The 26,346-nt window shown below is 45.5% G+C and carries 27 protein-coding genes; 15 read left to right on the top strand and 12 right to left on the bottom strand.

The genetic code is table 11. The features are described from left to right. Window positions 1-55: 55 nt before the first annotated feature. Window positions 56-2,392: a M1 family metallopeptidase gene (locus PQ469_RS21930; protein WP_274209578.1), complete on the bottom strand. Its 2,337-nt coding sequence runs from the start codon at window positions 2,390-2,392 to the stop codon at window positions 56-58. Beyond that, window positions 2,389-2,979: a HupE/UreJ family protein gene (locus tag PQ469_RS21935; protein WP_274209579.1), complete on the bottom strand. Its 591-nt coding sequence runs from the start codon at window positions 2,977-2,979 to the stop codon at window positions 2,389-2,391. The genes PQ469_RS21930 and PQ469_RS21935 overlap by 4 nt, the downstream gene beginning before the upstream one ends. 66 nt (window positions 2,980-3,045) lie before the next feature. Between PQ469_RS21935 and PQ469_RS21940 the strand changes: the two genes are divergently transcribed. Next, window positions 3,046-3,522: a DUF6702 family protein gene (locus tag PQ469_RS21940; RefSeq protein ID WP_274209580.1), complete on the top strand. Its 477-nt coding sequence runs from the start codon at window positions 3,046-3,048 to the stop codon at window positions 3,520-3,522. A 362-nt stretch (window positions 3,523-3,884) separates the two neighbouring features. Here the strand turns inward: PQ469_RS21940 and PQ469_RS21945 are convergent, their stop codons facing one another. Further along, a complete protein-coding gene (locus PQ469_RS21945) occupies window positions 3,885-4,247 on the bottom strand; it encodes a nuclear transport factor 2-like protein (protein WP_274209581.1) in 363 nt (120 codons plus the stop codon). A gap of 432 nt (window positions 4,248-4,679) precedes the next feature. Beyond that, entirely contained in the window at window positions 4,680-5,240 is a 561-nt protein-coding gene (locus PQ469_RS21950) for a 5' nucleotidase, NT5C type (protein WP_274209582.1), read from the bottom strand. A 91-nt stretch (window positions 5,241-5,331) separates the two neighbouring features. Between PQ469_RS21950 and PQ469_RS21955 the strand changes: the two genes are divergently transcribed. Next, window positions 5,332-6,081, top strand: coding sequence for a DeoR/GlpR family DNA-binding transcription regulator (locus PQ469_RS21955; protein WP_274209583.1), 750 nt, complete (start codon window positions 5,332-5,334; stop codon window positions 6,079-6,081). A gap of 6 nt (window positions 6,082-6,087) precedes the next feature. Continuing rightward, a complete protein-coding gene (locus PQ469_RS21960; protein WP_274209584.1) occupies window positions 6,088-7,257 on the top strand; it encodes an MFS transporter in 1,170 nt (389 codons plus the stop codon). A 212-nt stretch (window positions 7,258-7,469) separates the two neighbouring features. On the opposite strand, the gene PQ469_RS21965 is transcribed toward PQ469_RS21960, so the two are convergent. Then, window positions 7,470-8,927 (bottom strand): serine hydrolase domain-containing protein, encoded by a 1,458-nt coding sequence (locus PQ469_RS21965; protein WP_274209585.1) that lies wholly within the window; start codon window positions 8,925-8,927, stop codon window positions 7,470-7,472. 191 nt (window positions 8,928-9,118) lie between these two features. On the opposite strand from PQ469_RS21965, the gene PQ469_RS21970 reads away from it, so the two are divergent. Further along, window positions 9,119-9,418 (top strand): ArsR/SmtB family transcription factor, encoded by a 300-nt coding sequence (locus PQ469_RS21970; protein ID WP_274209586.1) that lies wholly within the window; start codon window positions 9,119-9,121, stop codon window positions 9,416-9,418. Window positions 9,419-9,446: 28 nt separating this feature from the next. After that, window positions 9,447-10,550 (top strand): NADH:flavin oxidoreductase, encoded by a 1,104-nt coding sequence (locus PQ469_RS21975; RefSeq protein WP_274209587.1) that lies wholly within the window; start codon window positions 9,447-9,449, stop codon window positions 10,548-10,550. 166 nt (window positions 10,551-10,716) lie between these two features. Here the strand turns inward: PQ469_RS21975 and PQ469_RS21980 are convergent, their stop codons facing one another. Then, window positions 10,717-11,121 carry a winged helix-turn-helix transcriptional regulator gene (locus tag PQ469_RS21980; protein ID WP_274209588.1) on the bottom strand — a complete coding sequence of 135 codons (405 nt, stop codon included), beginning with the start codon at window positions 11,119-11,121 and terminating at the stop codon, window positions 10,717-10,719. Between the two features lie 144 nt (window positions 11,122-11,265). Here PQ469_RS21980 and PQ469_RS21985 point away from each other — a divergent pair, with 144 nt between their 5' ends. The 3 genes from PQ469_RS21985 (at window position 11,266) to PQ469_RS21995 (ending at window position 13,223) form a co-directional block, all read left to right on the top strand. Beyond that, complete coding sequence (locus PQ469_RS21985) at window positions 11,266-11,868, top strand: FMN-dependent NADH-azoreductase (RefSeq protein WP_274209589.1); 603 nt, start codon at window positions 11,266-11,268, stop codon at window positions 11,866-11,868. Window positions 11,869-12,217: 349 nt separating this feature from the next. After that, a complete protein-coding gene (locus PQ469_RS21990) occupies window positions 12,218-12,700 on the top strand; it encodes a hypothetical protein (RefSeq protein WP_274209590.1) in 483 nt (160 codons plus the stop codon). Window positions 12,701-12,836: 136 nt separating this feature from the next. Then, entirely contained in the window at window positions 12,837-13,223 is a 387-nt protein-coding gene (locus tag PQ469_RS21995; RefSeq protein WP_274209591.1) for a hypothetical protein, read from the top strand. Window positions 13,224-13,367: 144 nt separating this feature from the next. On the opposite strand, the gene PQ469_RS22000 is transcribed toward PQ469_RS21995, so the two are convergent. After that, window positions 13,368-13,889 carry a hypothetical protein gene (locus PQ469_RS22000; RefSeq protein WP_274209592.1) on the bottom strand — a complete coding sequence of 174 codons (522 nt, stop codon included), beginning with the start codon at window positions 13,887-13,889 and terminating at the stop codon, window positions 13,368-13,370. A 395-nt stretch (window positions 13,890-14,284) separates the two neighbouring features. Here PQ469_RS22000 and PQ469_RS22005 point away from each other — a divergent pair, with 395 nt between their 5' ends. Both PQ469_RS22005 and PQ469_RS22010 read left to right on the top strand, forming a co-directional pair. Beyond that, entirely contained in the window at window positions 14,285-15,049 is a 765-nt protein-coding gene (locus PQ469_RS22005; RefSeq protein WP_090652299.1) for a putative periplasmic lipoprotein, read from the top strand. A 98-nt stretch (window positions 15,050-15,147) separates the two neighbouring features. Next, entirely contained in the window at window positions 15,148-15,927 is a 780-nt protein-coding gene (locus PQ469_RS22010) for a hypothetical protein (RefSeq protein WP_274209593.1), read from the top strand. A 67-nt stretch (window positions 15,928-15,994) separates the two neighbouring features. Here PQ469_RS22010 and PQ469_RS22015 read toward each other — a convergent pair whose 3' ends face one another. From PQ469_RS22015 to PQ469_RS22035, 5 genes are all read right to left on the bottom strand, one after another. Continuing rightward, window positions 15,995-16,468, bottom strand: coding sequence for an SRPBCC family protein (locus PQ469_RS22015; protein WP_274209594.1), 474 nt, complete (start codon window positions 16,466-16,468; stop codon window positions 15,995-15,997). 40 nt (window positions 16,469-16,508) lie between these two features. Beyond that, window positions 16,509-17,345: a sulfurtransferase gene (locus PQ469_RS22020; RefSeq protein WP_274209595.1), complete on the bottom strand. Its 837-nt coding sequence runs from the start codon at window positions 17,343-17,345 to the stop codon at window positions 16,509-16,511. Window positions 17,346-17,407: 62 nt separating this feature from the next. Further along, complete coding sequence (locus PQ469_RS22025; RefSeq protein ID WP_090652302.1) at window positions 17,408-17,881, bottom strand: ribonuclease H-like YkuK family protein; 474 nt, start codon at window positions 17,879-17,881, stop codon at window positions 17,408-17,410. 306 nt (window positions 17,882-18,187) lie between these two features. After that, complete coding sequence (locus tag PQ469_RS22030) at window positions 18,188-18,922, bottom strand: lysophospholipid acyltransferase family protein (RefSeq protein WP_274209596.1); 735 nt, start codon at window positions 18,920-18,922, stop codon at window positions 18,188-18,190. Between the two features lie 39 nt (window positions 18,923-18,961). Then, window positions 18,962-19,522, bottom strand: coding sequence for an NUDIX domain-containing protein (locus PQ469_RS22035; RefSeq protein WP_274209597.1), 561 nt, complete (start codon window positions 19,520-19,522; stop codon window positions 18,962-18,964). Between the two features lie 557 nt (window positions 19,523-20,079). Here PQ469_RS22035 and PQ469_RS22040 point away from each other — a divergent pair. The 5 genes from PQ469_RS22040 (at window position 20,080) to PQ469_RS22060 (ending at window position 26,142) form a co-directional block, all read left to right on the top strand. Then, complete coding sequence (locus tag PQ469_RS22040; protein ID WP_274209598.1) at window positions 20,080-23,214, top strand: SusC/RagA family TonB-linked outer membrane protein; 3,135 nt, start codon at window positions 20,080-20,082, stop codon at window positions 23,212-23,214. Window positions 23,215-23,225: 11 nt separating this feature from the next. Next, window positions 23,226-24,701: a RagB/SusD family nutrient uptake outer membrane protein gene (locus PQ469_RS22045; protein WP_274209599.1), complete on the top strand. Its 1,476-nt coding sequence runs from the start codon at window positions 23,226-23,228 to the stop codon at window positions 24,699-24,701. A gap of 132 nt (window positions 24,702-24,833) precedes the next feature. Continuing rightward, complete coding sequence (locus PQ469_RS22050; protein WP_274209600.1) at window positions 24,834-25,001, top strand: hypothetical protein; 168 nt, start codon at window positions 24,834-24,836, stop codon at window positions 24,999-25,001. A gap of 3 nt (window positions 25,002-25,004) precedes the next feature. After that, window positions 25,005-25,208 carry a hypothetical protein gene (locus tag PQ469_RS22055; RefSeq protein WP_274209601.1) on the top strand — a complete coding sequence of 68 codons (204 nt, stop codon included), beginning with the start codon at window positions 25,005-25,007 and terminating at the stop codon, window positions 25,206-25,208. Next, entirely contained in the window at window positions 25,192-26,142 is a 951-nt protein-coding gene (locus PQ469_RS22060; RefSeq protein WP_274209602.1) for a sterol desaturase family protein, read from the top strand. The genes PQ469_RS22055 and PQ469_RS22060 overlap by 17 nt, the downstream gene beginning before the upstream one ends. Window positions 26,143-26,346 lie beyond the last annotated feature (204 nt).

Here is a 26,346-nt window from a genome sequence, read left to right on the forward strand (position 1 = left end):
CAGGCTGTAATACTCACAAACAAAGCCCCCAACTCATCGTCGGGGCTTCATTATGTTAATTCGTTTTCCTGGCATCCTGCATCGGGTTACTGCCCGATGTGGCCCCTCGTGGTAAAACCTGCTGTTTAAACAGTTCGAACCTTGTTGGAGCGTATTCACGGGGCCAGCTGTTGTTGGCTTCGTCAATGTCGGCGGTTTCGCGGTATGGGTCAAGCTTAATGGACTTTACTTCTTTGGCTTTGGCAAATACCTTGCTTACTTTAAACTCGTTTTTACGCCAGATGTAGGCGGGGAGTTTGTCAACCTCTTTAGTGCCATCGGCGTAAGTCCACTCAATAATGATCGGGCTTACAAGGCCGCCTTTGTTGCTAAAGGTGAGCTCGTAAAAGTTGGTTTTGCTATCGTAAAACTTCTTTTCGTCGGGGCTTAGGCCGGCATACATATCCTGGTAAGCTTTAGCGGTTAAAGGTGTTGGGGCAAAACGGTCCCATTTACTGTAAAAATCCTGCAGGGAAGTATCAGCCTCTACGGTCGTTTGCATACCAGCCGCTTTGTTGCGGGTGGTGCTGATATTTTCCATATTATGGTCATACGCGGCACGGTCGGTAGCGCCTTCAAGGGCGGGGTTTTTACTGTTTAATTTGTAATATTTCACGCTATCTAATGATACGTCTACAGGTTCGGTTCCGTAAAACCATCCGCGCCAAAACCAATCCAGGTCAACCGCCGATGCATCTTCCATGGTGCGGAACAAGTCTTCGGGCGTTGGGTGTTTAAAGGCCCAGCGTTTGGCGTAAGTTTTAAAGGCATAATCAAACAACTCGCGGCCCATTACGGTCTCGCGCAGTACGTTAAGCGCGGTAGCCGGTTTGGCGTAAGCGTTAGGACCAAACATGATAATGTTTTCGGAGTTGGTCATGATAGGCTCCAGCTGATTCTTCGGCATTTTCATGTAATCAACAATTTTGTAGGCCGGGCCACGTGATGACGGGTATTTTGAATCCCACTCCTGCTCGGTAAGGTACTGCACAAAAGTGTTCAGGCCTTCGTCCATCCAGGTCCACTGGCGCTCATCCGAGTTCACGATCATCGGGAAAAAGTTGTGGCCAACCTCGTGGATAATTACGCCTATCATCCCGTTTTTGGTAGCCTCGCTGTAAGTGCCATCCTTTTCGGCACGGCCGTAGTTAAAGCAAATCATCGGGTACTCCATACCGTTTGCCGCCTCAACCGAAATAGCCACCGGGTATGGGTAAGGGATGGTATGTTTCGAATACGTTTTAATGGTATGCGCAACCACTTTGGTTGAGTATTTACTGTAAAGCGGATAAGCCTCGGGGCCATAGTACGACATGGCCATCGCTTTGCGACCGCCTTCAATCCGGGCGCTCATGGCATCCCAAACTATCCGGCGCGATGATACCCATGCAAAATCGCGCACGTTTTCGGCATGGAAACTCCAAGTTTTGCGTGCTGCTGCATGGCCTTTCATAGCATTTTTCACTTCATCCAAGGTAACTATTTGCACCGGGGTGGTTGCTGTTTGCGCCTTGTTCCAGCGGCTTAGCTGCGCGCCGGTAAGGTTTTGGGCATAGTTGGAGCATTGGCCGGTCCCTCCTACCAAATGATCGGCAGGTACATTAATGTTTACTTTAAAATCACCAAAAGTTAAGGCAAACTCACCGCTGCCCAAAAACTGTTTGTTTTGCCACCCCTGGAAATCGCTGTAAACAGCCATCCTTGGGTACCATTGGGTCATAGTGTACAGGTAGTTGTTATCTTCGGCAAAGTATTCGTAACCGCCGCGACCTCCAATGGTCATCCTGTCGGATATGTTGTACCACCAGTTAATTTTAAACTTAAATTTTGCGCCGGGTGCCAAGGTAGCTGGCAACTCAATACGCATCATGGTTTCGTTAATGGTGTAGGTAAGGGCGCCACCATTGGCATCTTTTACGCTCACGATGTGGTTACCCAAATCAAGGTTGTGGCCCATAACGCCTTGCAGCTGGCGCATGGTCATTTTGCCCTGCATTTTGCTTTCGGCAGTGGTAAAGCTTTCGGCATCCTTCATGTGCTGGTTTTCGTCCAGCTGAACCCACAGGTAGGTAAGCGCATCGGGCGAGTTGTTACTGTAGGTAATGGTTTCCGATCCATCCAAACGCTGCTTATCGTCGTTAAGGGTGGCGTTAATTTCGTAATCGGCTTTTTGTTGCCAATACTTGGGGCCCGGCGCACCAGATGCCGAACGGTAGCTGTTTGGGGTACTTAGCATCGTACCCAGCTGCTCGAAACGGTTACCGTGGTTTGAGCCGGGATTGTTGTCGTGTTGTGCCCATGATGCCGAGGCCAGCATGAGGCATGAAAATAGGGCAGGGTAAAATTTATTCATCTGAATTTAATTAGGAAAAAACGTTCGATACACATGATAAAAGCAATTCCAAATATAGCCGACGACAGGAACATCGTCCAGTCGCGCTGTGGTGTTTTGGCAAATTTGACGAGCAGGAATGAGATAAGTAACGCAGATATTACAATTAATACCTGCCCAAACTCCAGCCCGAGGTTAAAAGCGAGCAGCTGGCCGGTGATATTGGTACTGGTGCCCAGCAAACTTTTTAAGTAGCTTGAAAAGCCCATGCCATGGATAAGCCCGAAAAATAAAGCCAGGCTATAGTTAAGCCGCATGGTGTTGGCGCTGCGCTTTTTATTAAGCACATTAACCAAACTTGTAAAAACGATAGTAACGGGAATTAAAAACTCAATAAGCGAAGTGTTGATGTGAATAACATTCAACACACTCAAAGCCAGCGTGATAGAATGACCGATGGTGAAGGCTGTAACCAGTACCAGCACCTTGCGCCAGTCGGCCAGCAGATAGGTACCGCAAAGCACGGCGACGAATAAAATATGGTCGTACCCCTCCCAGTTACAGATGTGTTGCCATCCTAACTGGAAGTATAATGAAAAGTCAGTCATTGAGCTAATTCGCAATTGCCAATAAAAATAACGTTTTTTGTCGAAAATAAAACACCCGAGCGAGAGATGTTACAGTTGATGATGATAAGCTTGTTCAGCTTATTCCACCCCTTTTTTGTAAGCGTTACCGAAATTACCCACAACGCCAAAACCCAAAGCGTTGAGGTAAGCTGCCGCATTTTTTACGACGACCTGGAGCGCACCATAGAAAAGCAATACAAAACCCCGGTTGATATCGTTCACCCCAAAGACAAGGCTAAACTGAACGATATGCTGAACGACTATATCAAAAAGCACCTGACGATAAAAGCCGATAATAAAGTTATTGCCCTAACCTACCTGGGCTACGAAATACAGGAAGATGGCGCCTGGGTTTACTTTGAAGCCAAAAGCATCAGCAAACCAAAAAAAGTTGATGTGCATGACGATTTGCTTTATACCGAACACCCCCAGCAAATAAACATGCTGCACGTAACAGTAGGCGGCGAACGCAAAAGCGATAAACTGGATAACCCGGATAGTGATGCGGGGTTTACTTTTTAATGTGCAGATTTCAGATTATAGATGTGCAGATGACTTTTTAATCATAGCAAAATCCACCTGTCATGCTGAGGCACGAAGCATCTGTGCGCAAACTATGCAAGGCGTAGAGTAGATGCTTTGTAACTACCCATGATATATTAATATACAAACAAATATCGGCTTGAACGCTGGCTAAGACTCACCTGCCGGCGCTACGCGCGGCACCCTCTCTTCACCTTGCGGTGGAAAGAGGGGCTTGAAATTTAATTAACTATTAATCAGCGACGTAAGTATAACAAATCTCCAAGCCCCTCTTTCCGGCGGAGCCGAAGAGAGGGTGACGGGCGCAGCCTCGTCGGGTGAGTCTTCCCCGCCATGCCTTCCTACTGCAACGGCGGAAAAAAGCTCACCAACCTTGCAATCTTCCCTTCCCCATCAAACTCAATGTAATCCGTACCGCCTTTGGTTTCCTTGCCGGGGATATCAACCGTCCAGGTATAAAGGGCAACATTATGGTGATACTCGGGCAGGGTGTGTACGTGAAAGATGCGACCTGGCGCTAACTGGTGCGAACCTACGCACAGCGCGGCAATGCCGTCAACCCCTGTTACATTTTCATAGTTAGGATCGGTGTAAATAGCTCCCGCAGCCCAACATTTTGTGAATGCCGCTTTAATGTTGTCCTCGCCTTGTACGTTCCACGAGGCTACGTATTGTTTAATGGTTTCTTCTGGTGATGTTTTCATTTGTATTACGTTTTAATGTGATACAAAGGAACTGAGGCTTAGCCGCAATAAAATTAAAGTAGTTTAATAAATGAAAAAGGGGGGTGCTTTATTCTCGTAATTGTAATACTGAGTGGTGAAATTTCGCAATTCTGAAGGGGAAATGACGTACAATAAGAGAATTGTCATCCTGAACGTAGTGAAGGATCTATTCGCGAACTTTTCCGTCAGCGATGCATGTCGATTAATAGATTATTCACTCTGTTCAGAATGACAAAAGGGGCTGTTTATAACATGTCATGGGTAGGTACTAAGCATCTGTTCGCGAACTTTACCGGGCAACAACGCAAAGCGGTAAATATATCCTTCGTTCCTCAAGATGACAGGAAAACCGAATATTTCATGAACAACAAGAGACATACTTTTATTTTATCAGGCCTATTCCAAAGCAGTTTACAAAACTGTCTTGACTCCTAATTCTTGACTATTGGTTCTCTCTCCCTCCAGCAACTCCAGCACCTCGGCCCAGCTATTAACCCTTTGGTGGTGATGCAGGTTGGTATTGTGGAAAGCATCAAACATAATGGGCTTGCCGTGGCAGTAGTCCAGGTTTTTGCAGTGGTCGTCAATTAAAAAGTCGGTTTTAATGATGCTTTTATCGCCGCAAAAAACAATGTTTCGCCAGTGGATGAACGGGAAGTGCTCGGCAAGCCATTCATACTTCTCGGGAAGTGACAGCGGGAACTCCATTGCTGCCGATACAATGTACACGTCAAAATCTTCCATTAATGATTTTACGGCTTCAACCGCTCCGTCCATGAGCGGCAGTGTACGGAAAAAACCGGGTTTGTTTACCATCGCGTGGCCTTTGCCTTTAAAAGCATCATACTCGGTCATGCCTGCAATATCCTGCCGGGTTAGCCTTATGCCGGTTTCCTTTTCATAGTAGTCAAAAAAATGGGGCTCGGTATCGGCCATTACGCCGTCCATGTCAATTGCTATCGTTTTTTTCATCTGGTTTGCAATATTTCTCTGCAAATAAAATCATTTTTTGCAATATTTTGCAAATTTTATTTTTAAATTTGCAACAAATTGCAATTAAGCTATGATTAAGGACGAACGCTTAGAACAAATACTGGCGCACGTGGCAAGGCAGCGCAGCGTATCACTTACCGACCTCAGCAACGCGCTCAATGTATCTGAAGATACCATCCGCCGCGATATCAAGATCCTGTCGGACCAGGGCCTGCTGAAAGCCGTTCGCGGCGGGGCTGTGGCACACTCACCTATACCACACCACTTCCGCGCAAGGGAAAAGCACGATATGGCGCAAAAACGTATTGTAGCCTCCAAAGCGTTACAATTCATAAAAGACGGGCAGGTAATTTTCCTGGATGGCGGTACCTCCATCCAGGCACTGGCCGAGTTGATCCCTGCCGATATGAAGATCACTGTGGTTACTCATAGCTTCCCGGTGGTGAGTGTGCTGGAAGATCATCCCACGGCCGAAGTGATATTTGCAGGAGGCCGGCTTTGTAAAACCGCTTTTACCACTATAGGTTACGAAACCATCCAGACTTTCAAAAACTTCCGGGCCGACTTGTGCCTTATGAGCGTTTGCAGCATTCACCCCACCATGGGCTTAACTACCGTAAACCACGACGAAGCACAGGTAAAACGTACCATGATGGAAATGGCCGGCCAAACCATCGCCCTATCTACCATTGATAAATTAAACACGGCCGAATCGTACTACATAAGCCCCGCGACAGCTATAGATATTATTGTTACCGATGCCGAAGCCAGCGACGAAAGGCTAACCGCTTACAAGCAAGCAGGCATCACCATAATTTAACACCCATTGAAAAAGAATTTAATTCCCCTTACCCTTGGCGGCCTTGGCATAGGCACCACCGAATTTGTAATGATGGGCCTGCTGCCCGATATCGCCAAAGATTTCCGGGTGAGCATACCCGTGGCCGGGCACCTCATTTCGGCCTACGCGCTTGGTGTGGTTATCGGCGCGCCTTTGCTGGTGGCCATCAGCAGCAACTATCCGCCTAAAAAAATATTGATCGCCTTAATGGTCATGTTCACGGTTTTCAACGCGTTCTCGGCTTTCGCGCCCGATCATAATGCCTTGTTTATCGCCCGGTTGTTGTCCGGTTTGCCACATGGCGCGTTCTTTGGCGTCGGCTCGGTAGTGGCAAGCCGCCTGGCCGAGAAAGGAAAACAGGCGCAGGCCATATCGGTCATGTTTGCCGGTTTAACCATTGCCAACCTCTTAAGCGTGCCATTAGGTACCTATATCGGTCACCATTATTCGTGGCGGTACACGTTTGGGCTTATCGCTTTTATCGGGCTAATGGCGCTGCTGTTTATCCAGCTTTGGCTTCCGGCTTTGCCGGTAAGCCGTGAAGGTGATATTAAATCCGAAATGGGCTTTTTTAAAACCCGCGAGGCCTGGCTTATCCTATTAATCACGGCCATTGGCACAGGCGGCCTGTTTTGCTGGATCAGCTACATAGCGCCGCTCATGACGGACGTAAGCCACTTTTCGAAAGATACCGTACCACTTGTACTCATCATTGCCGGTCTGGGTATGGTAATAGGCAATTTTATGGGCGGCAAACTGGCCGACTGGGTTGCCCCTGTAAAAGCATGTTTAATATTGCTGATCAGCATGGCCGTGGCACTCATCACCATCTATTTTGTGTCGGGCAACCAGGTATTGTCGCTCATCATGACGTTTATAACCGGCAGCCTGTCTATGGCCATCGGCTCCCCTATCCAGATCCTCATGATCCGCACCGCCAAAGGGGCCGAAATGCTGGGCGCCGCAGCCACACAAGCCGCCTTTAACACCGGCAACGCCTTAGGCGCGTTCCTTGGCGGCCTACCCATAGCCATGGGCTACGGCTTTACCTCGCCCGAGTTGGTAGGCGTTGTAATGGCTGTAACCGGGGCGTTGTTTGCGGTGATGCTGTTTAAAAGGCAGGCAGCGGTGAAAAGGGAGCTGGAATTGGCGTAGATAGCTTTCTATATTATGGGCGTTGCCTGCGGCCAGGCCATCCGTTCATACTACACAGGCATTAGGCGCGTCCAGCCCACGATGCCCACACAAGGCCGGTATCCACTTTTGTCCTTAACGCGAATTCAAAATATGCGCAATGACGGCTAAACATTTAAAACCATATCAAGCTATGCATGATATGCTTTACCCCGCCCCCTTGCCTTTCCATATTATTTCACCCGTTTCGTTTGTACTTTTTGCCCATCGGCATACAATACCAAATTAACACTCCCATCGGTATCTTTTACAAATTCCAGTTCATAAGGCAGATCGCGCAGGAAGAATTTGTTTGGTGCTTCGGCAAATAGTTCGCGTTTCGTTTCACCCTGCATCCTTACATAAAAGTGGCCTTCTTCAAATAAAATGGTTAAAACCCTGTTGGGTGCCAGCTGAAATTGCCCGGTATACGTTTGCAATACATCGGCTGCGGGTGTAGAAATCCGTTTTTTAATATTTGGATGATACAGATCTTTAAACTCATAAACCTTCGCCACACTGTTTACCACTTCGGCTGCCAATTGCTGGCTGCCACTATTAAGCATAACTACTACGCCATTGCCGCCCCGAAGGCTGCCATAATAAATACTCTGAAAGCCTACAGTCGATCCCGGATGGGTGAAATATTTTGTACTATCCAATACATTAATAAAAGTGCCAAGTGCTATTCCCATTTTATTTTGGTACGGTGTAAACATCAGCCCAACGCTTTGTTGTGTTAAAACTTTAGCCGATTTACCCTCATAAGCCAATTGGAGCCCGATAACAAATTTAGCCAGGTCGGTAGGATTCGTCCACAAGCCGGCGGCGGCTTGTTCCGGAAAAATACGGTACTTTCCGGGAATAGGGTTGCCAACTATATTATAACCGGTGGCCAGCTTGCCCTCATAAACAGCGGCAGGAGGCTGGCTGAAGGTGCTGTTATTCATGCCCAACGGTTTTAGCACGGCTTTTTCCATGTAACCCGCATAATCCTGCCTGGTAATATCCATTATAATTTGCTGCGAAATGATGACCCCACCGCCCGAATATTCAGGTCGTAATCCAGGTTCAAAAGCAGAACGTATACGGGGACTATTGGCCGGCTTTTCGCCATTTAAAACCTGCACTATGGTTGGCAGTGGCTTGCCTGGCAGGTAACCACCAAAGCCTTGCAGGTTTATCCCACCGGTATGGCTCAACAGGTTTGCCATGGTGATCTTTTTTCCTTTTGATAGGCTATCATATGGAAACTTCCAGCTTTTTAGGTAGACATTGATATCGGCATATAAATCGATTTTCTTTTCCTCGGCCAGTTTAAGTACGCCGACAGCGTTTAACGATTTACTTATGGAACCAGCCTGGAAAAGCGTTTGCGTGGTAACCGGCGTTTTTGAACTATCGTTGGCGAAACCATAGCCCTTTGCCCAAACCAGGCGATAGTTTTGAATAACCGCTATGCTTAACCCAGGTGTCTTATAAAAGGCCATCCTATCCAATATATTCCAGTTTTTTTCGCCCTCTATTTGTATAGGTGCAAACAAACCGTTTTCAACTTTGGCAATGTTTTCTTTTGTGTTGTTTTGGGTATAACCGGTTAATGTTGTTAATAACAGTAAAATTAAAGCGGATAATTTGCAAAGTGTATTCATACTAATTATTTGGTGTAGATGGATTTTATATCCAAATATTGAAATTTAATTCTGAAATATAAAAATAAACAGAATAAAATTTTACTAAATAGAAAAAAACGCACAGAATGTTAATGACATTAACTATCAACCCAATGTCATCTCTCCACTATTAATTGGTATATCGGGAAAAGTCGATATACATTTGCGCAATGGATCAGTTAGAGATATTTAAGGCGCTATCAAACAAAACCCGGCTGCAAATTTTGCAATGGCTTAAAGAGCCCGAGCTTAATTTTCCTTCCCAGCAGGAATATGGGTTTGCCAATGGCGTTTGCGTTGGTCAAATTCAGGCCAAGGCCGGGCTTACACAATCTACCGTATCAGAGTACCTGGCATTAATGCAGCGCACCGGGCTGGTTACGGCTACCCGTGTTGGGCAGTGGACTTACTACAAACGAAACGAAGAAGCCTTTGCAGCTTTAAGTAAACTGGTACAATCGGATTTATAATCAAGCATTTACAAAACACAAACTATACATGAGCACTAATAACACCTTGTTCAGGCCGTTTAGCCTGAAATCGTTAAATATCAAAAACCGCATAGTAATGGCACCCATGACGCGCTCATTTTCGCCAAACGGTGTACCAACTGCCGATGTTGCAGCCTATTACCGCAAACGCGCCGAAGGTGAAGTGGGCTTGATACTGTCTGAAGGCACAGTTATCGATAGGGTATCGTCATCAAATGATCCTAACATCCCCCACTTTTATGGTACCGAAGCTTTGGCCGGCTGGCAAGATGTGATTAACGGTGTGCATGCCGCCGGCGGCGCTATGGGCCCACAGATTTGGCATATGGGCATTATGGATAATCACCGCTCAGGCTGGGTGCCATCGCAGCCATTTGAAGGGCCGTCGGGCTTAAACAGGCCGGGGAACACCAATGGCAACACTATGACCGATGCTGATATTGCCGATACCATTGCCGCATTTGGCCGTGCTGCCGCCGATGCCAAAAGATTAGGCTTTGACTGTGTTGAAATTCATGGTGCGCACGGCTACCTCATCGACCAGTTTTTTTGGGATGGTACTAACCAACGGACCGACGTTTACGGCGGTAAAACCCTGCCCGAACGTAGCCGTTTTGCAGTTGAAGTAATTAAAGAAGTAAGGAAACAAGTTGGCGAGGATTTTGCTATCATCATCCGCCTGTCGCAATGGAAACCGGCCGATTATAACAACCTGCTTGCAAAAACCCCACAGGAATTAGAAGCATGGTTAAACCCGATGGCCGATGCCGGTGTGGATATTTTCCATTGCTCGCAACGCCGTTTCTGGGAAACTGATTTTGAAGGATCGGACCTTAACTTTGCAGGCTGGGCCAAAAAAGTAACAGGTAAAGCAACCATTACCGTTGGTTCGGTTGGTTTAGATGGTGAGTTTTTGGCTGCCTTTGGTGGCGCAAGCTCAAACCCAAGCTCGTTAGACGAATTGCTGCGCCGCATGGACCGTGGGGATTTTGACCTGGTAGCCGTTGGCCGCCCCCTATTGGCCGACCCACACTGGGTACAAAAGATCCGCGATAACCGCACCGAAGAGCTGAAAGGTTTTAGCAAAGAAGCTCTGGCGCAATTGGTGTAAACGCCGGTTAACCTGGTTTTATAAAACGGGCTATCCTTTGGGTAGCCCGTTATTGTTTATGCCCTATCATATCGATTTAGTGTGTGGCTCATTACTGCCCACCGGCTTACGCGCCGGGCCCCTGTTGAGAGCATTAACCTGCGGCAAAATTTCTTTAATCTCCCTCTCAATTTATAAGTGATTGTTTTTGTACCCCGGCTTGTTTCCGCATGCTTTGCTTTACTTTTTCGCGGTGTTGCTCGCCCCAGGCGCTTAGCTCGGCCAAAACATTTTTTAAAGTACGGCTGTATGCGGTTGCTTCATAAATAATGCTTACCGGGGTGCTGGGGTATACGTTACGCGTGATGAAATCATTCAGCTCCAGGTCTTTTAGTTCATTGGCTAATACTTTGGAAGATATGCCGGTAATTTCATGCTGAATTTCATTAAAACGTTTGGGCGATTGTACCAGGGAAAGTATCAAAGGCAGCTTCCATTTTCCGTTCAAAACGTACAGCGCGTCGAGCACGTTTTTAAGTGAGTGTTGGCACTCTGTCTTACCCGGAATTATTTCATTTTTAATCACTTTCATACATGCAAAGGTAATCACTTACCTGGATGTAACCGCTTACCTTTAGGTAACTACTAACTTTTTACCACCTGGTAACCATAGTTTTGCTTTCGATAATCCGGGAGGAAAAAAGCCTTTCCGCGTAAATACAAAAGCAAATTTATTATGAAACATATCCTTCATTTAAAGTCAAGCATCCAGGGTGCATCATCGTATAGCATTAAGCTGGGTAATGCCATCGTCACAAAAATTCAGGACAAATATCTGGGCAGTACCCTGGAAGAATTAAACCTGGCAGACATCGAAATTCCGCACCTAAATGCTGCCGAACTTCGCTCATTTTTTATTCCAAAAGATCAGCTGACGTCAGAAGACGTGGAATCCATCCGCCTGTCTGATGAACTGGTTAAACAGTTGTTTGCTGCAGATATCATCGTTATTGGCGCCCCGCTGATTAACTTCACCATCCACTCTGCCCTAAAGGCCTGGATTGATCATGTCACCAGGCCCGGGATCACTTTTGGGTATGGGGAAAATGGCCCTATCGGAATGGTAACCGGGAAAAAAGTTTATGTGGCCATGTCTTCGGGAGGTGTTTATTCAGAAGGCCCGGGAAAAGCCAACGACTTTGTTGCCCCCTACTTAAAAGCGTTCCTTGGTTTTTTAGGGATGACAGACCTGACAGTGTTCCGTGCCGAAGGATTAAAAGTTCCAGGCGTTAAGGAGCACGCTATGGAGCAAGCGCTTGACAGTATAAAAATTGATTAGCCATTTTGGGAAAATTGGGTAGCCTTAAAAACTTACAAAGCTATCCACGGTAGCCTTATCCAGAGCTGAAATGATTTAGCAAAGGAGGGTGATCCAGCCGTTGTAATAAGGTGAGACTTTCGAAGTTTTAGAAACTTCGCAAGTCTTTTGTCTTCCCAAAATCTACCATTACGACTGACTTTATAGTACTGCTGGGTTCTCTGCGAGAGACCCCGCAGGGATCGAAATGTTTTGCTCCGATGGAGCAGCTTGTAAATTCCTTAACTTAATAGCATTGGAGAGCCCCCGCGGGGACGGAAAACTTTTTAAAAATCGTAACTTGGAGCACTTAAATTGACCCCTTATCAAATTGAAAAAAATCGCCATCCTCCTATTCTTTGCTATAGTATTTACCTTAGGGCGAAACGGCATAGCGTACACAACAGCGTATAAGCCAAAAACAAAACAGCAAACCAACAGCGCGTTAACAGCCGACGACCGAAAAAACTATGTGGTAACCATTACCCAGGACCAAATGAAAAAACCGGTAAGTGCCAGCAACGACCCGGCTTTTCCAACAAAGGTAGTTTATCTCGACTGCGTGCTAAAAGTGACCAACAACTCAAACGACACGTTAAAGTACCTGAACAAATCATGCGCCTGGGCAGATATATTAAAAACAGATAACATCAAAATGCACATCTGGAAAAATAGCTGTAGCTTGGATGTTACAAATGTGAAAATTGTTGCCCCGCACAAATCAACAACTTACGCCATCACAGTAGTGTACAATAAAACTAAAATGAGTTCAAACACGCCTTTTAATGTTGGCGTAGGCTTTTCAAATTTGTAAATAAACAACAGCTTGCCACATTTGATGCGACAAAAAAATTCGCTGAAACCGGTGAGAATAATCTGATCTGGTCGAATACAGTTGTGATACCGCGATAGTTTTTGTAGGATGGGTGTTAAACGCTAAATGAATCAAGATGAATTACAATCAAACGCCATGGGATTTCGATGAAGCAATACATATAGAAGGCTATAAGATAAATTATGAAAACCTCCGCGAGATTGGCCAGGGTGCACCGGTAATAGGCGACTTACTGATTAATGGTAAACAAATGCCTGGATATGGATTTGGAGGGCCATTAATCTATCAAAACTTCAATTTGTACATACCGGCATATTTAAAAGAATCTTCTTTCGGTTGGGGCTTCAAATTAGGGATAGTAGATTTAAAAGACTTAAGTATCCGGATTTTTGGAGAGATGAACCACGTATTACACCTTGATAAAATAGAAAATGATCGCATTTATTATTTTATCAGTTGGGATAAAGTGAAGTACAATTATTATGAGGGTGTTATTAAATGATTTCAATCCAGCTTAGCTCAGGTATTGTGCGGCCGCATGCGGGAAGATCACTTGTACCTTTTTTAAACTAACCTCATCGTAAAATACAAGACAGCTATCGCTCAAAAATCGTCGCACAAGACCTGCGCCAGGTGGGGCATGTTGTTATTTGAATATCTTAAGGCTATCCGGCACAACAGTTGTATTGCAAGGTGGAAATAGAAAAACGGTTCCATCGCCAATTGTGCCACTGTTTGACATTAACCTGAATTTGCATTCTGACCGGGACAGCCAACTTCGGTGTTGTGTCGAATCTATTAAACATAGTTCAATGTCATACGCTGGCTTACCTTGTTGAACCCTGCTGTCAAGTTCTTTAATAATGATTGATTTATCATGCTGCAGAAAATAAAAACGATCTTTATCAACAGGTAGATCTGTTGTTGGTCGCTTTAAATCGTTTTCTATCTGTTCACTAAAAACGGGTACACTTTCGTTCCCTCTGATTACAAGAACACTGTCCCATGTAAAATTGGTTATCGCACCAAGGTCGAATCTGTTGTCATTTTTATTTTTTATTGCATTGACCTGCCCTTCGTCAATGGCATTGTAGAACTTCTTTTCGAAGCTGTCGCAGCCTGATAGTACTAAGATAAAAAGGATTAATACAGACCGTAAATGTTTCATTAATTGTGGTTATTTGCTGGCATAATTTACCAAATCTTCGCACTTATTGGAGTGGTTTAGTAAACCGCAAACATCAAGCATAATTAGATTGCCTCGTTCCTGACCATGATATATCTTATTTCCTGTCATCCTGAGGAACGAAGGACCTATCAGCTGTGCATGACCGACTGAAAAGTTTGCTAATAGATGCCTCGTCCCTCAGCATGACAGTCTTTTATTTGCCCCGTTGTTACCACAGTCTTAAATCCCGACGCTTAATTCTTGACGCTATTAAAAAAAAGTTGTAACATCGTATTACATCCTGCATCTAAATAAAAAAACAAATACAAAAAAAGCCAGCCGGCGTAACCCAAACCAAAAAACCGCCGTGCCGGCAAACAACTCATAAAATTATCATGAAAAAAATATTTATTGCACTTACAGGTTTAGTGGTTAGTCTTTCGGCATGCAGCCAAAACCCGCCGCAGCAAAACAATGTTACTATTGAAAACAATACCACTGCCGGGTTTGACGTAAATAAGCTTGCCCAGTTTGTTAAAAACAGTACCGACCCGCAAACCCTTGAAAAAGCCATTAACAACCCCGCCAACCAGATCAACAACCTGGACCTGGATAAGGACGGCAATATTGATTACCTGAAGGTACAGGAGGCCGACAACAACAAATTGAACGTAATTGATGATGTTAGCAATTCGCAATCGGTAACGGTGGCCAGCATTAACGTTCAGCCAACGGGCAATAACAACACCGCCAACCTGGATATACAGGGTAATCCAAGCTATGTGGGGTATAACAACTATTACCACTCGTCATTTGGCTTAACCGACTTTTTGATCTTAAGCTATTTTATGCGCCCTCATGCTTATTATGTGCCGGTGTACCATTACGGCTATTATCCGCATTATTATACCCGCACACGTACCTATACTACGTTCAGGCCAACTACCTCGTCGTACATGTCGTCGAGAAGCAGCAGCCGGAGCAGTTTGAGCCAGCCAACCAGGTCGCAAAGGTCGTTCAGCAACCGCAGCTCGGGCAGCCGGGTGCGGAGCGGTGGCTTTGGTAGCAGCAGTTCGGGCAGCAGCTTTGGCAGCGGCAGAAGTTCGGGCAGCAGATCGGGGTTCGGGCGCAGCCGCGGAGGTTTTGGCCGCAGGCGATAATATTTTCAATCTCATTAATTTTTATATTCTAATTAGACTGAATCCTGAAGTCTCCCCTACCGGGGGAGATTTAGAGGGGGCTCACATTTACTTAAATTATGGCTATCCAATTAAGAAAAAATACCGTTTTATCTGACGATAATAAAAAAACGTTTAAAGCAATTATCGTTTTAAACGAAATGATAAATGGCAACCACCAGTTTAGCAGCAGCGCTTATGGCGACGATGCCGTATTACAGCCGCTGTTTCATGAGCTTGTTGCCAACGGCTACGTTATCAGTTCGGGTTCGGTTTATAAGGTAAGCTCAAAGGGACGTGGCGTGTTTGATACCTTTATGAAGCGCTATACCGAATACCTGAAAGTTTACGACGTTTTTTCGTTTGTCGACCTGGAAAAAGGCGAATTTGCTTTTAGCAGCTATTTCGATTTTGATACCGACGACGACTGGTTCAACTTTACCGACAATGAGCGTTTTGACGATTTGCGCATTGCCGTAGCGATGTTTAAAAAAGCCGATCCGGCCGAAATTGTATTTATGTCGTTCATCAACGAAAACAGGTTTGATACCAGCGTATCGGGCTGGCAAAATGATTTGATGGCCGACACCGCCTGGGGCGAAATAGAAGAAATTTGCAACACCGCCATAAAGCCCGAAGATGTTGGCGAAGATGCCATGGTAGATATGATAAACCAGGGATCGGAATTGATGATTAAACTGATGGAGGAAGAGCAGAAACAGAATAACAACAATAACAACTACGGTGGTGGCACTACCACCACTACCATTGTTGAAGAAGAAACCATCGAGTACTACGAACCCTACTATGATCCTTATTACATCTCGCCAATTTGGCTGGTACCGTTGTTTATCTGGTAATGATTACCAATAGATCATAAACGGATATTTAAAGGATAGCAAAGCCTGCGTTAGCAACTTGATTTTGCTATCCTTTATAAACGCCAAATAACTTGTCAATCGCTTGCTCGCGATAGGCAAAAATCTTGTTCACCTCCTTACCCACAAAAACCTTATTTGCAATAGTGCCTATAAAGCCATAGGGTATGGCATAGTGTAAAATATCATTCATCTGTACGCCGCCTTCAATGGCTTTAAAATGATGCTGGTGATGCCATAAAGCATACGGGCCCAAGCGCTGTTCGTCAACAAAATACTGTTTATCAGCAACCTGGGTTATCTCGGTCATCCAGTCCATTTTGATACCTGCCACCGGTGAGATTTTGTAGGTAATGATCATACCGGGATACATTTTGGTATCGGCAGTATAATCGGATGTTACCACAAAGCTCATATCGGGTGGTGTAATTTTAGCCAGGTTTAAGGGCGAGGAAAAAAAGTCCCAGGCCTCATCTAATCCAATCGGTATTTTTTGTTCGGTTTTTAAAACGTATGTTTTCACAATCAAATATCAAGTACAATATTGTTGTAAATATACATTTTTATCTCGTAGTTGTACTAATTGGCAATTTTCGTCTTGACCATTCGCTCCACGACCCTACGTATAATTGCGGCCCGGTAATGCCGGCATACTCCATACCCAGCAAGGTATGGCAAGCCGTAACCCCTGATCCACAGTGCACTATGATATCCTGATGAGCAACATCACCTATAGCGTCATCATAAATTTTGCGCAATGAATCAACGTCAAGATATTTACCGTCGGCACCCAGGTTAGTAACATAAGGCAGGTTAAATGCGCCTGGTATATGGCCGGCAATCAAATCTAAAGGCTCGGTTTGGCCTAAATAACGCGGCGTTTCGCGCACATCTATCACAATCCGGTTTGCATCATGGGCGGCAATGGCCACTTCGCCAATGGCCACGGTGCCGGTGTAGGCTGCAGGTACCGGGTAGGTATCAACCGGGGTTGGGGTATATTCTTCAGTGCTTAATTCAATGCCGGCATCTTTGGCAGCCTGCAGGCCTCCGTTCAATACCTGTACATTGTTATGACCAATTGCCTTTAGCATCCACCAAAAGCGGGCACCGCCAAAAGCTGCAGATTTATCGTCGTAAACCACCACATGGCTTTTTGGTGTAATACCCAAACGGCCCAAAAGGGCGGCAAAATTTTCAATTGGAGGTAAAGGGTGGCGTCCGCCTTCCGAGGCATCGGTAACGTGGGCTGCTAAATCGCGGTCCAGGTCAACATACGCAGCGTTTTTAAGATGGCCGGCAAGGTAGCGGTCATGGGTATCTTTACCGGCGCGGGCGTCGATAAGTATAGTGTTCGGGCCGGCAAGGGCCGGATCGTTAATTTCAATTAGTGGCGACATAGTTTGTTCGGTCTTGTAGTAAAAGACCAAATATAAATACCACGCCCTTTACTTCAAGGCTTTTACTGCACTATTTTATTGGCGCAGTACGAGCTTGCAAAAGCTTCGGGTTTGGCTTTAAATACAAAACCCATGCTCAAAATGTACCCCATTGCTTCGTGCAGCGCGGCATTTGATTTAAACATTGGGTTGGTGTTAATGTCGGCATGTACTTCCAGTTCCACATCATATAGGTCAAGCAAATCGCAAAGTTTGTAGGCTATGTCAATTGATTTTTGTACTTCGCTCAGCATCCTTTCCTTAATGGTCATTTTTTGCGAGGTACGTTCCTGGTGGATAAACATAAAGGCGCCACGTTTCTCGCGCAGAAACACGATAACTGTGGCAAAATCAGTTACACTGCCTTTTACCTGCGAATCTGTTCCGATACATACTTTGAGCTTGTTGCCGAGGGCGGCTTCGCGTTCAATCGCCTTTTCAACCTCCTCCATAATGGGTGTTTGGATCACCTCTCCACTAAATTTTCTCCAGGTCATAAAAATTGTTTTTAGTAAATTTTAGCCGACCCATTTTATAGGTCTATAAAAATAAGCGATAACGTTTCATATAAACGTAAAGATGGTGTGATTTATTTGTTAACATTTAGCTGAATATCAACACAATTGAAGAGAATTTGAAAATTTGAGGATTTGAAAATTTGAAAATGTAATACGGGAATGGTTTTAATTTGAAGATTTTAAACCGCACAGCCTACACCCAATAAATATTACATCGGGCACAATTTGAAATATGCACATCTCAACCCCTGCATTTTCAAATCCTCAAATTTTCAAATCTTCAAATTAAGAAGATAGCGCGGCCCTGATCTGGTTCTCGGCTTCCAGTACCACTTCCTCTATCGGGCGGCCGGCTGGTTCAATGGGGGTAAGTACTTCCCACTTCATGGGCGTAAATGTATTCAGGGGGTACTGGCCATAGCGGATCATTTTCCAGGAATCCTTAATGGCTACGGGCACCAATAACGCCTCGGGGCACTTTTTCAGTATCGTGGCTATGCCTCCCACCTGGAAGGTTTTTATTGTTCCGTCTGTTGAGCGCGTCCCTTCAGGAAATATCACGGCCGACCATTTATTTTCCTTCATCCGCACACCAAGCTTCATAATTTCGGTGATGGATTGACGCTGATCTTTACGATCTATATTGGCGCCGCCGCCATGCCTCAGATTATAGGATATGGAGGGGATATTTTTGGTAAGTTCAATTTTAGAAATAAACTTGGCGTGGTATTTACGCAGGTACCATATCATAGGTGGTATATCAAGCAAGCCCTGATGGTTAGCCAAAAATATAATGGGACGGCCAACCGGCAGGTTTTGGTTATTGATAAAAGTTACCGTATTACCCAGTAAGTAAACCGACCGCAACAAAAACAGGTTCAGGATATCAACCGATTTTTTGTGCGCCGAATAGCCAAAAAAACGAAAACACACCCATTGAATAGGCTGAAATATAACCAGTATCAATAAAAATACTCCCGTTGCCACGGGGGTAAGAAAATAGCCTAAAAACTTTTTCATCGACTGCCAAATTTAGGCATTTTTTGCAAACGTGCGGGGTTACAAAAGGTTTTCTGAAAGCAATAATTGTACTTTAAGCACCGCAGCAACGGTCATGGCATCGGTAATCTGGCCGTTGCAAACCATTTTATACATTTGGGCGAAAGGGATTTTTTTGATGATGAGCTGCTCGGTATCTTCCGGTTCGGCTTCGTGTTGGGTAAGCTTACGCGCTAAGTATATAATACTCAGTTCATCACTCACCGAGTTACTTAAATGCAGCCGCATTAACTCCGTCCAGTTACCAGCTTTCAGGCCGGTTTCCTCGAGAAGTTCGCGCTTGGCTGATTCGAGCGGATCAGTTCCTTCAGGGCCTCCCCCTTCCGGCATTTCCCAGCTGTAGGCATTGACGGTAAAGCGGTACTGACCAACCAAATAGGTATTCAGTTCGTCGTCCAATGGCAAAACGCCTATAGCCAGGTTTTTGAAATGAACTTTGCCGTAGATGCCCGGGTTGCCGGATGGATTAATTACCTGGTACTCGGTAAGATTGATCCAGGGGTTATCGTAAACCGATTTCTCGGAGGTTATTTTCCAGGGGTTATCTTCAGGGTGATGCATGGGCGGAAATTAGCATTTTGATGGTAGAGTAGCAAATGGTGAATGGTGAGTTGTCAGTAGTGAGTTATGAATGGTGAGTTTTGAATTTAAAAACAGGCAGCTAATGAGTGGTAATTATCAAATTCATAAAAATTTAATTAATCACTATTAAAACCATAGACTTTATAGTAATTGAAAATAATTTATATATTTGCGCTGTTAAACAACCGTAATGAAGACTTTTTTACATCTCCATTCTTTACCCGCAATGCATGTACCTGCCGGTGCTGCGCGAATGTGTTGTACTTGTTGTTGCTAACAGGCACCCTCCCCAGTTAATACTCCTATTGATTATCAGGAATTACCGGATACTCCCAAAAAAGTATAAGATTAATCCGGTGTTATTCAAAAAAGCTGCAATTAAAATGAACAAATAACAAATAATATACAAAAAAGAACCGGCAAGGAAGCCTTGCCGGTCATCGGGATAAAAAGCCGGCTGTAACGCCAATCACCACCGGCCCTTATCCTTTCGCTTTATTAACAACTAACGTCATTAACATAAAACAGTTAAATATATGGAAATATATATCCATGCAAAAAGTATATCCTTTAAGTTCTTTGTACTCCTGCTTCTCCTAACCATTCCGGCCCTGTTGCGGGCCCAAACCGAACCGCCCCCAACCATCAATTCGCGCCTGGAGGGCAAGGTGATCGACTCGGCTACCAAACAACCCATTGCTGGCGCGATAATCAAAATACTGGGCACAACGCATGCCGTTGCCGCGGCACAAAACGGCAGTTTCTCGTTTATCACCGGTCAAAAGTTTCCTTATACACTTGTTATTAGTTTTATTGGTTACAAAACCAAAGAGGTAGTGGCAAACGGCAGTCCCATCACCGTTTTGCTTACCGAAAGTTTAAACCAGCTGAACGATGTGGTGGTAGTGGGTTACGGTACCCAAAAAAAGAGTGACATCACCGGCTCCATCGCATCAGTTCCTAAAAACATATTGAACCAGCCGGCGGCGGGTTTTGATAATTTATTGCAGGGCGCCGTATCGGGTGTAGCGGTAACCCAAAACTCCGGGCAGCCGGGCAGCAGCGCCACCATCAGGGTACGCGGAGGCAATTCCATTTCGTTTGGCAATGCGCCTTTATATGTAATAGATGGATTTATTGTGTACAACAATAACGATAACGCCAACATCGGCTCTATAGGTACCAGCGTAAACGCGCTTTCAACCATCAACCCAAATGATATCGAATCTATCGAGGTATTAAAAGACGCTTCGGCTACGGCTATCTATGGGTCGCATGGGGCAAATGGCGTGGTCATCATCACTACCAAACGGGGTAAAAAAGGCACAAACAACGTAAGCTTCAATACCTACTACGGTACCCAGCGGGTTGCTAAAAAGCTAAACCTGCTAAACGCCGGGCAATGGGCTTCGCTGGTAAACGATATCAACATAAGCGATGGTGTAGCCAAAACCTTTACCGATGCGCAGATAGCCGCATTTGGCGCCGGGTCCGACTGGCAAAGTTCGGCCCTGCGCAGCGCGCCGGTATTGAATGACGAACTATCCATCTCGGGCGGCGATGAAAAATCGCGTTACCTTATTTCGGGCAATTACTTTAACCAAAAAGGCACTATTTTAAACACCGGTTTTAAAAGATATTCGGCCCGGGCCAATTACGAAAGGAATGTATCCGAAAAATTCAAGGTATCTACCAATATATTCGGCAGCCAGTCTACCGAAAACAAGCTGGCGGGCAGTTCATACAACAGCAACAATTTCAGCAACGCTTTTGCCAGCCTGATCCTGACATCGCCTGTTGCGCCTATCAAAAACCCCGATGGCAGCTACAATACCTCCAACCCTTACAACGCGTCGGCTACCAACCCCTTGCAGGATATAGCTGCTACCACAAACACCACCACGCTTACCCGCATCCTGGGCAACGTTGCCGGCGAATACAAGCTATTAACCGACCTTACCTTAAAAGTAACCGCCGGTGTAGATATATTAGATGCCGAACAGCATTACTACGCGCCATCATATACCGGTTCGCCTGCGGGCGGTTCAACCGGTTATGCTGCCGGTGGGTACGCCACTATAGGTTCGGGACATACGCTAAGCTGGCTTAATGAAAACACGCTTACTTACGACCATGCTTTTAACAAAACGCATTTTTTAAATGTATTGGCAGGTTACACTACGCAATATAACCGCGACAATGCATCTGTAGCATCGGCACAAAAATTCCCAAATGATCTTACCTCGTTCGATAACCTTTCATATGCCGGCATAGCCAACCTGCCTTCGTCATCGGCACATCAGTCAACTTTGAACTCCTACCTGGCCCGGGTAAATTATTCTTATCTGCATAAATACAACGTTACCCTATCCGGCCGTGCCGATGGTTCGTCAAAACTGGGCGCCAACAACAAATGGGGCTATTTCCCGTCGGCAGGCCTTTCATGGAATACCAGCCGCGAAGATTTTTTTAAACCGCTCGGCAATACCATCAGCAACTTAAAGCTAAGGTTGAGCGCGGGACAAACCGGCAACTCCGAAGTGCCGCCCTACAGTTCGCTTGCCGCCCTCTCGCCTACCAACTATTATTTTGGCAGCAAGCTGGTAACCGGCGTATCGCCGGTACAACTGGCCAACCCCAACCTGAAATGGGAAACCACAACCCAATATGATGCCGGGCTTGATATTGGCTTGTTTGATAACCGGGTTAACCTGGTGTTTGATGCTTATTATAAAAAAACAAACGACCTGCTGTTGTACGTGCCCCTGCCGCTTTACACCGGTTATGCCAGTGCGCTCGAAAACGTGGGCAGCGTATCAAATAAAGGGATCGAACTGGCATTAAATACCGATAACATTAAGGGCGAAACTTTTAGCTGGAAAACCAACATTGTATTTGCCCTTAACCGTAACAAGGTTTTAAACCTTGGCCAGGGCATTCAAAGCTTTTTCCCATTGGCAGCTACCGGCCAGCTATCGCCGGTAATTGTACAGGTAGGTTTGCCGGTAGGTACTTTTTGGGGATATAACACCAACGGGCTGCTTACCACAGCCGACCTGACCAACGGCACGCCTGTTTTGGCCGGTGTACCACAAAAAGCCGGCGATACAAAATATGTAGATACCAATCATGATGGTGTAATTACCACTGCCGATAAGCATAGCCTTGGCAGCTCGCAGCCTAAGTTTACCGGTAGCATTACCAATACATTTACTTACGGCCATTTCGACTTGTCGGTATTTTTCCAGGGCTCATATGGCAGCAAGGTATTTAACCTGCTGCAGCAAACGCTTGAGCGGCCTACGCTAAGCAATAACGCATCGGCAGCGTTGCTAAACCGATGGACGGCCGATAACACCAGCGGTACTGTAGCCCGCGCTACCAACTCGCCGGTACCACAGGTTACCGACAGGTATATCGAAAACGGATCGTACCTGAAACTTAAAAACGCTTCGCTGGGCTACAGCTTTACCAGCCCGGCGCTTTCAAAAATTCATGCCAAAAACCTGCGCATTTATGTATCGGCACAAAACCTGGCTACCATAACCAAATATAAAGGGCTGGATCCCGAAGTAAGTTTTTATGATAACGACAACACCAAACAGGGAATTGATTACGGTACCTATCCATCGGTACGCACTTTCCTGGCGGGCTTATCGGTTACTTTTTAATATACATCAACATGAAAAAATTATCCACATATATCCTCCTCCTATCCGCATCGCTGGCAACGGCGCTGTTATCGTGCAATAAACTAAATGAAAACCCTACATCGGTAATTGTAACCTCACAATTTTTTAAAACAGCATCAGATGCCACATCGGCAGTAAACGCTATTTACGGTACGCTGAACAGCGATCCGGCAGGCGATTTCCCGCTTTATGGCCGCCAGCTTAACCTGCTGGTTGAAAACGCCAGCGACAACCAGGTATTTAGCCCAAGTAATACCAACCCCGATGTACGGGCTTTGGGCACAGCTACCTACATTGCATCAAACGGCCGGGTGCAAAAGGTATGGCAGCAAATTTATTACGGCATCAACCGCGCCAATATTGCCATTGATAATATCCCTAATGTGCAGATAGATACAGCGCTTCGTGCCCGCCTGGTACGGGAATCGAAATTTATACGAGGCCTGTTATACTTTAACGCTGTGCGGCTTTGGGGCGATGTACCATTGGTTTTACACAACCCGGCAAGCCTTGATTTAAGCCAGCTTTTTGTAAAACGCAGCCCTGCCGAAGAAGTATATACCCAGATCATCAGCGACCTGAAGGATGCTACCAGCCTGCCCAAATCATTCAGCGGTACCGACCTTGGCCGTGCTACCGGCGGGGCAGCGCATACCCTGCTGGCCAAGGTTTATTTAACCCGCAAAGAATACAGCAAAGCCCTAACTGAACTTAATACGGTAATTAACGGCGGTTACGGTTATGCCCTGTTTAACAACTATAGGGATGTTTTTCAAAAAGCAACCAAAAACGGCGCTGAACATATTTTTTCTGTTCAGTTTGAAACCAACCTCGGCGAAGCCAACAGTACCCAAAACTTAAGCCAAAGCTTCACATCGTTTAACACCGGTACTTTCCCTATTGATGTACCTGCCGATAGCAGCGTATCAAAACTGTTTGCCAAAACAGATACGCGCCGGGCGGTAACTTTTTATGATTCGGTTTACAACGCGGCCACGGGCAAGTATGTAGTATTCAAAAACGCCTATACGCCCTATTTTAACAAGTTTGTTGATTACAGCCTGTCGCCGCTAACCATACAATCGCAAAGCGGGGTTAACTACCCGGTTTTACGTTATGCCGATGTGTTGCTGATGTATGCCGAAGTAGTAAATGAATTAAACGGACCTACAAATGATGCTTATACAGCTATCAATAAAGTACGTACCCGGGCAAATGTGGCCGGCCTTACAACAGGTTTAAGTCAAACTGCTTTTCGCGATTCGATTTTCCTTGAACGGCGCAAAGAACTCATGCAGGAAGGGCACCGCTGGTTCGACCTGGTAAGGCAGGGCGGTACGGTGCTGGTTGATGCTTTGCATAAAGTACCTGCAAAAACCGGTGTAAGCGCCAGGTGCAACCTTTACCCCATACCACAGGCAGAGATACTACTGAACAGCCAGTTAACACAAAATCCAGGGTATTAGCCTCACCCTGCCCTCTCCAAAGGAGAGGGTTCTGATCGGTATGATTTTCAAAGTCCTCTCCTATGGAGAGGATTTAGGCGAGGCCCTTTAAACGGAGTAAAAACTAAACACTAAACACTAAAAAAACAAAATATGACACTATCAGATGTAACAATTTTAGGAAAAAAGATACTGGTTGGCATCATTGTCACCCTGGTGCCTTTTGTAATCATTTTTGGCGGCCTTTACCTTACCCGGCAATTGCTGAGCAGTCCGCCTGCCGAAAAATCAAGCAACGTTAAACCAACTAAAACACCATAAAACATGAAAATGGAACAAGCCACCCGGCAACGGATAGCTAAGAATGCTGTCCTGAGCCTATTCATTTACATACTGCCAATTGCAGCCATGTTTATCACGTTTGCCATAACAGGCCAAAGGCCGTGGAACAAAAAACAGCCTGCAAAAACACAACAAACAAAATCAGTAAACACTAAAAATACCGACGGCAATGGAAGCAACGATTAATTTTATCAAAAACATTTACAACCATTTAGATACTTATGGTTTCCCTTTTTTAGTATTCTTTATAGGCGTACTGGAGTTTTCATTTGGCTTGTATAAAAAGAAATGGCCAAAAAACGAACGTTGGGTTGATATTGCCTGCTTTACGCTGCCAAGGCTCATCATCAGGCCGGCGGTCGCTTATTTCGGCCTTAAGTTTTTGCCATCGGCATTGCCGGGGCTTAAAGAAACCTTTAGCTGGGTGCCTTTTTTCTGGGGCTTTATTATCATAGCTGTAGCCGACGACCTTACCCAATACTGGTACCACCGCCTGCACCATGAAATTCCGTGGTTGTGGCGGTTTCACCGTACCCACCACTCGGCATCGTACATGGGCATGGCCATGGCCAGCAGGCAAAACGCCATTTATACCCTGTTTTTTTCGCAAACCTATTTAACAACCGCATTGGTATACCTGGGCCTGGGCGTACCGGCTGTAATAGTAAAAGCCATAAAAGGCACCATTACCACGCTGGCCCACTCCAGCATACCATGGGATAAACCTTTTTATAAATACAAGGTGCTGCACCCCATAGCCTGGGTACTGGAAAGGGTGATCTCGACCCCGGCTACCCACCACGCCCACCACGCGGCTACCACCGATGACGGCGTGGGTTATTACAAAGGCAATTTTGGCAATATGTTCTTTTTGTGGGATATCATATTTGGCACCGCCTTAATTTCGCGCCAATATCCTAAAGCATACGGCATTTCCCATTACCAAGGCGACCAATGGTACGCCCAATTACTATGGCCGATATTTAAATCGAAAATTGAAGGCAGCGAACTGGCAGCCAATGGCCCCGTGGTAAGGACTGACGACTTTGTGAAGGAAGAAAAACCCGGGCTTCCTGTTCAAGAGTTACAGCGGGAACTGAAAGTACTGGTAGCGCAATAGCCTACATGGGTGCTAACGATTTTTTATAATAGTAAAGCCTTCACTAATTCGCGAAGGCTTTACTATTATAACCGGTTTGTTGGTTTGTTGATGCACGCCCTGATCCATAATAAAAACAGATACTACTTTGCACTTCAGCGATGGTTGCGCCACCTAACTCAACTGCGTGAAACCACGTCGATTGGTTGTATAAATCAATTTGGA

Origin of the sequence: Mucilaginibacter sp. KACC 22773, from assembly GCF_028736215.1 — a bacterium.
Lineage (GTDB): Bacteria > Bacteroidota > Bacteroidia > Sphingobacteriales > Sphingobacteriaceae > Mucilaginibacter.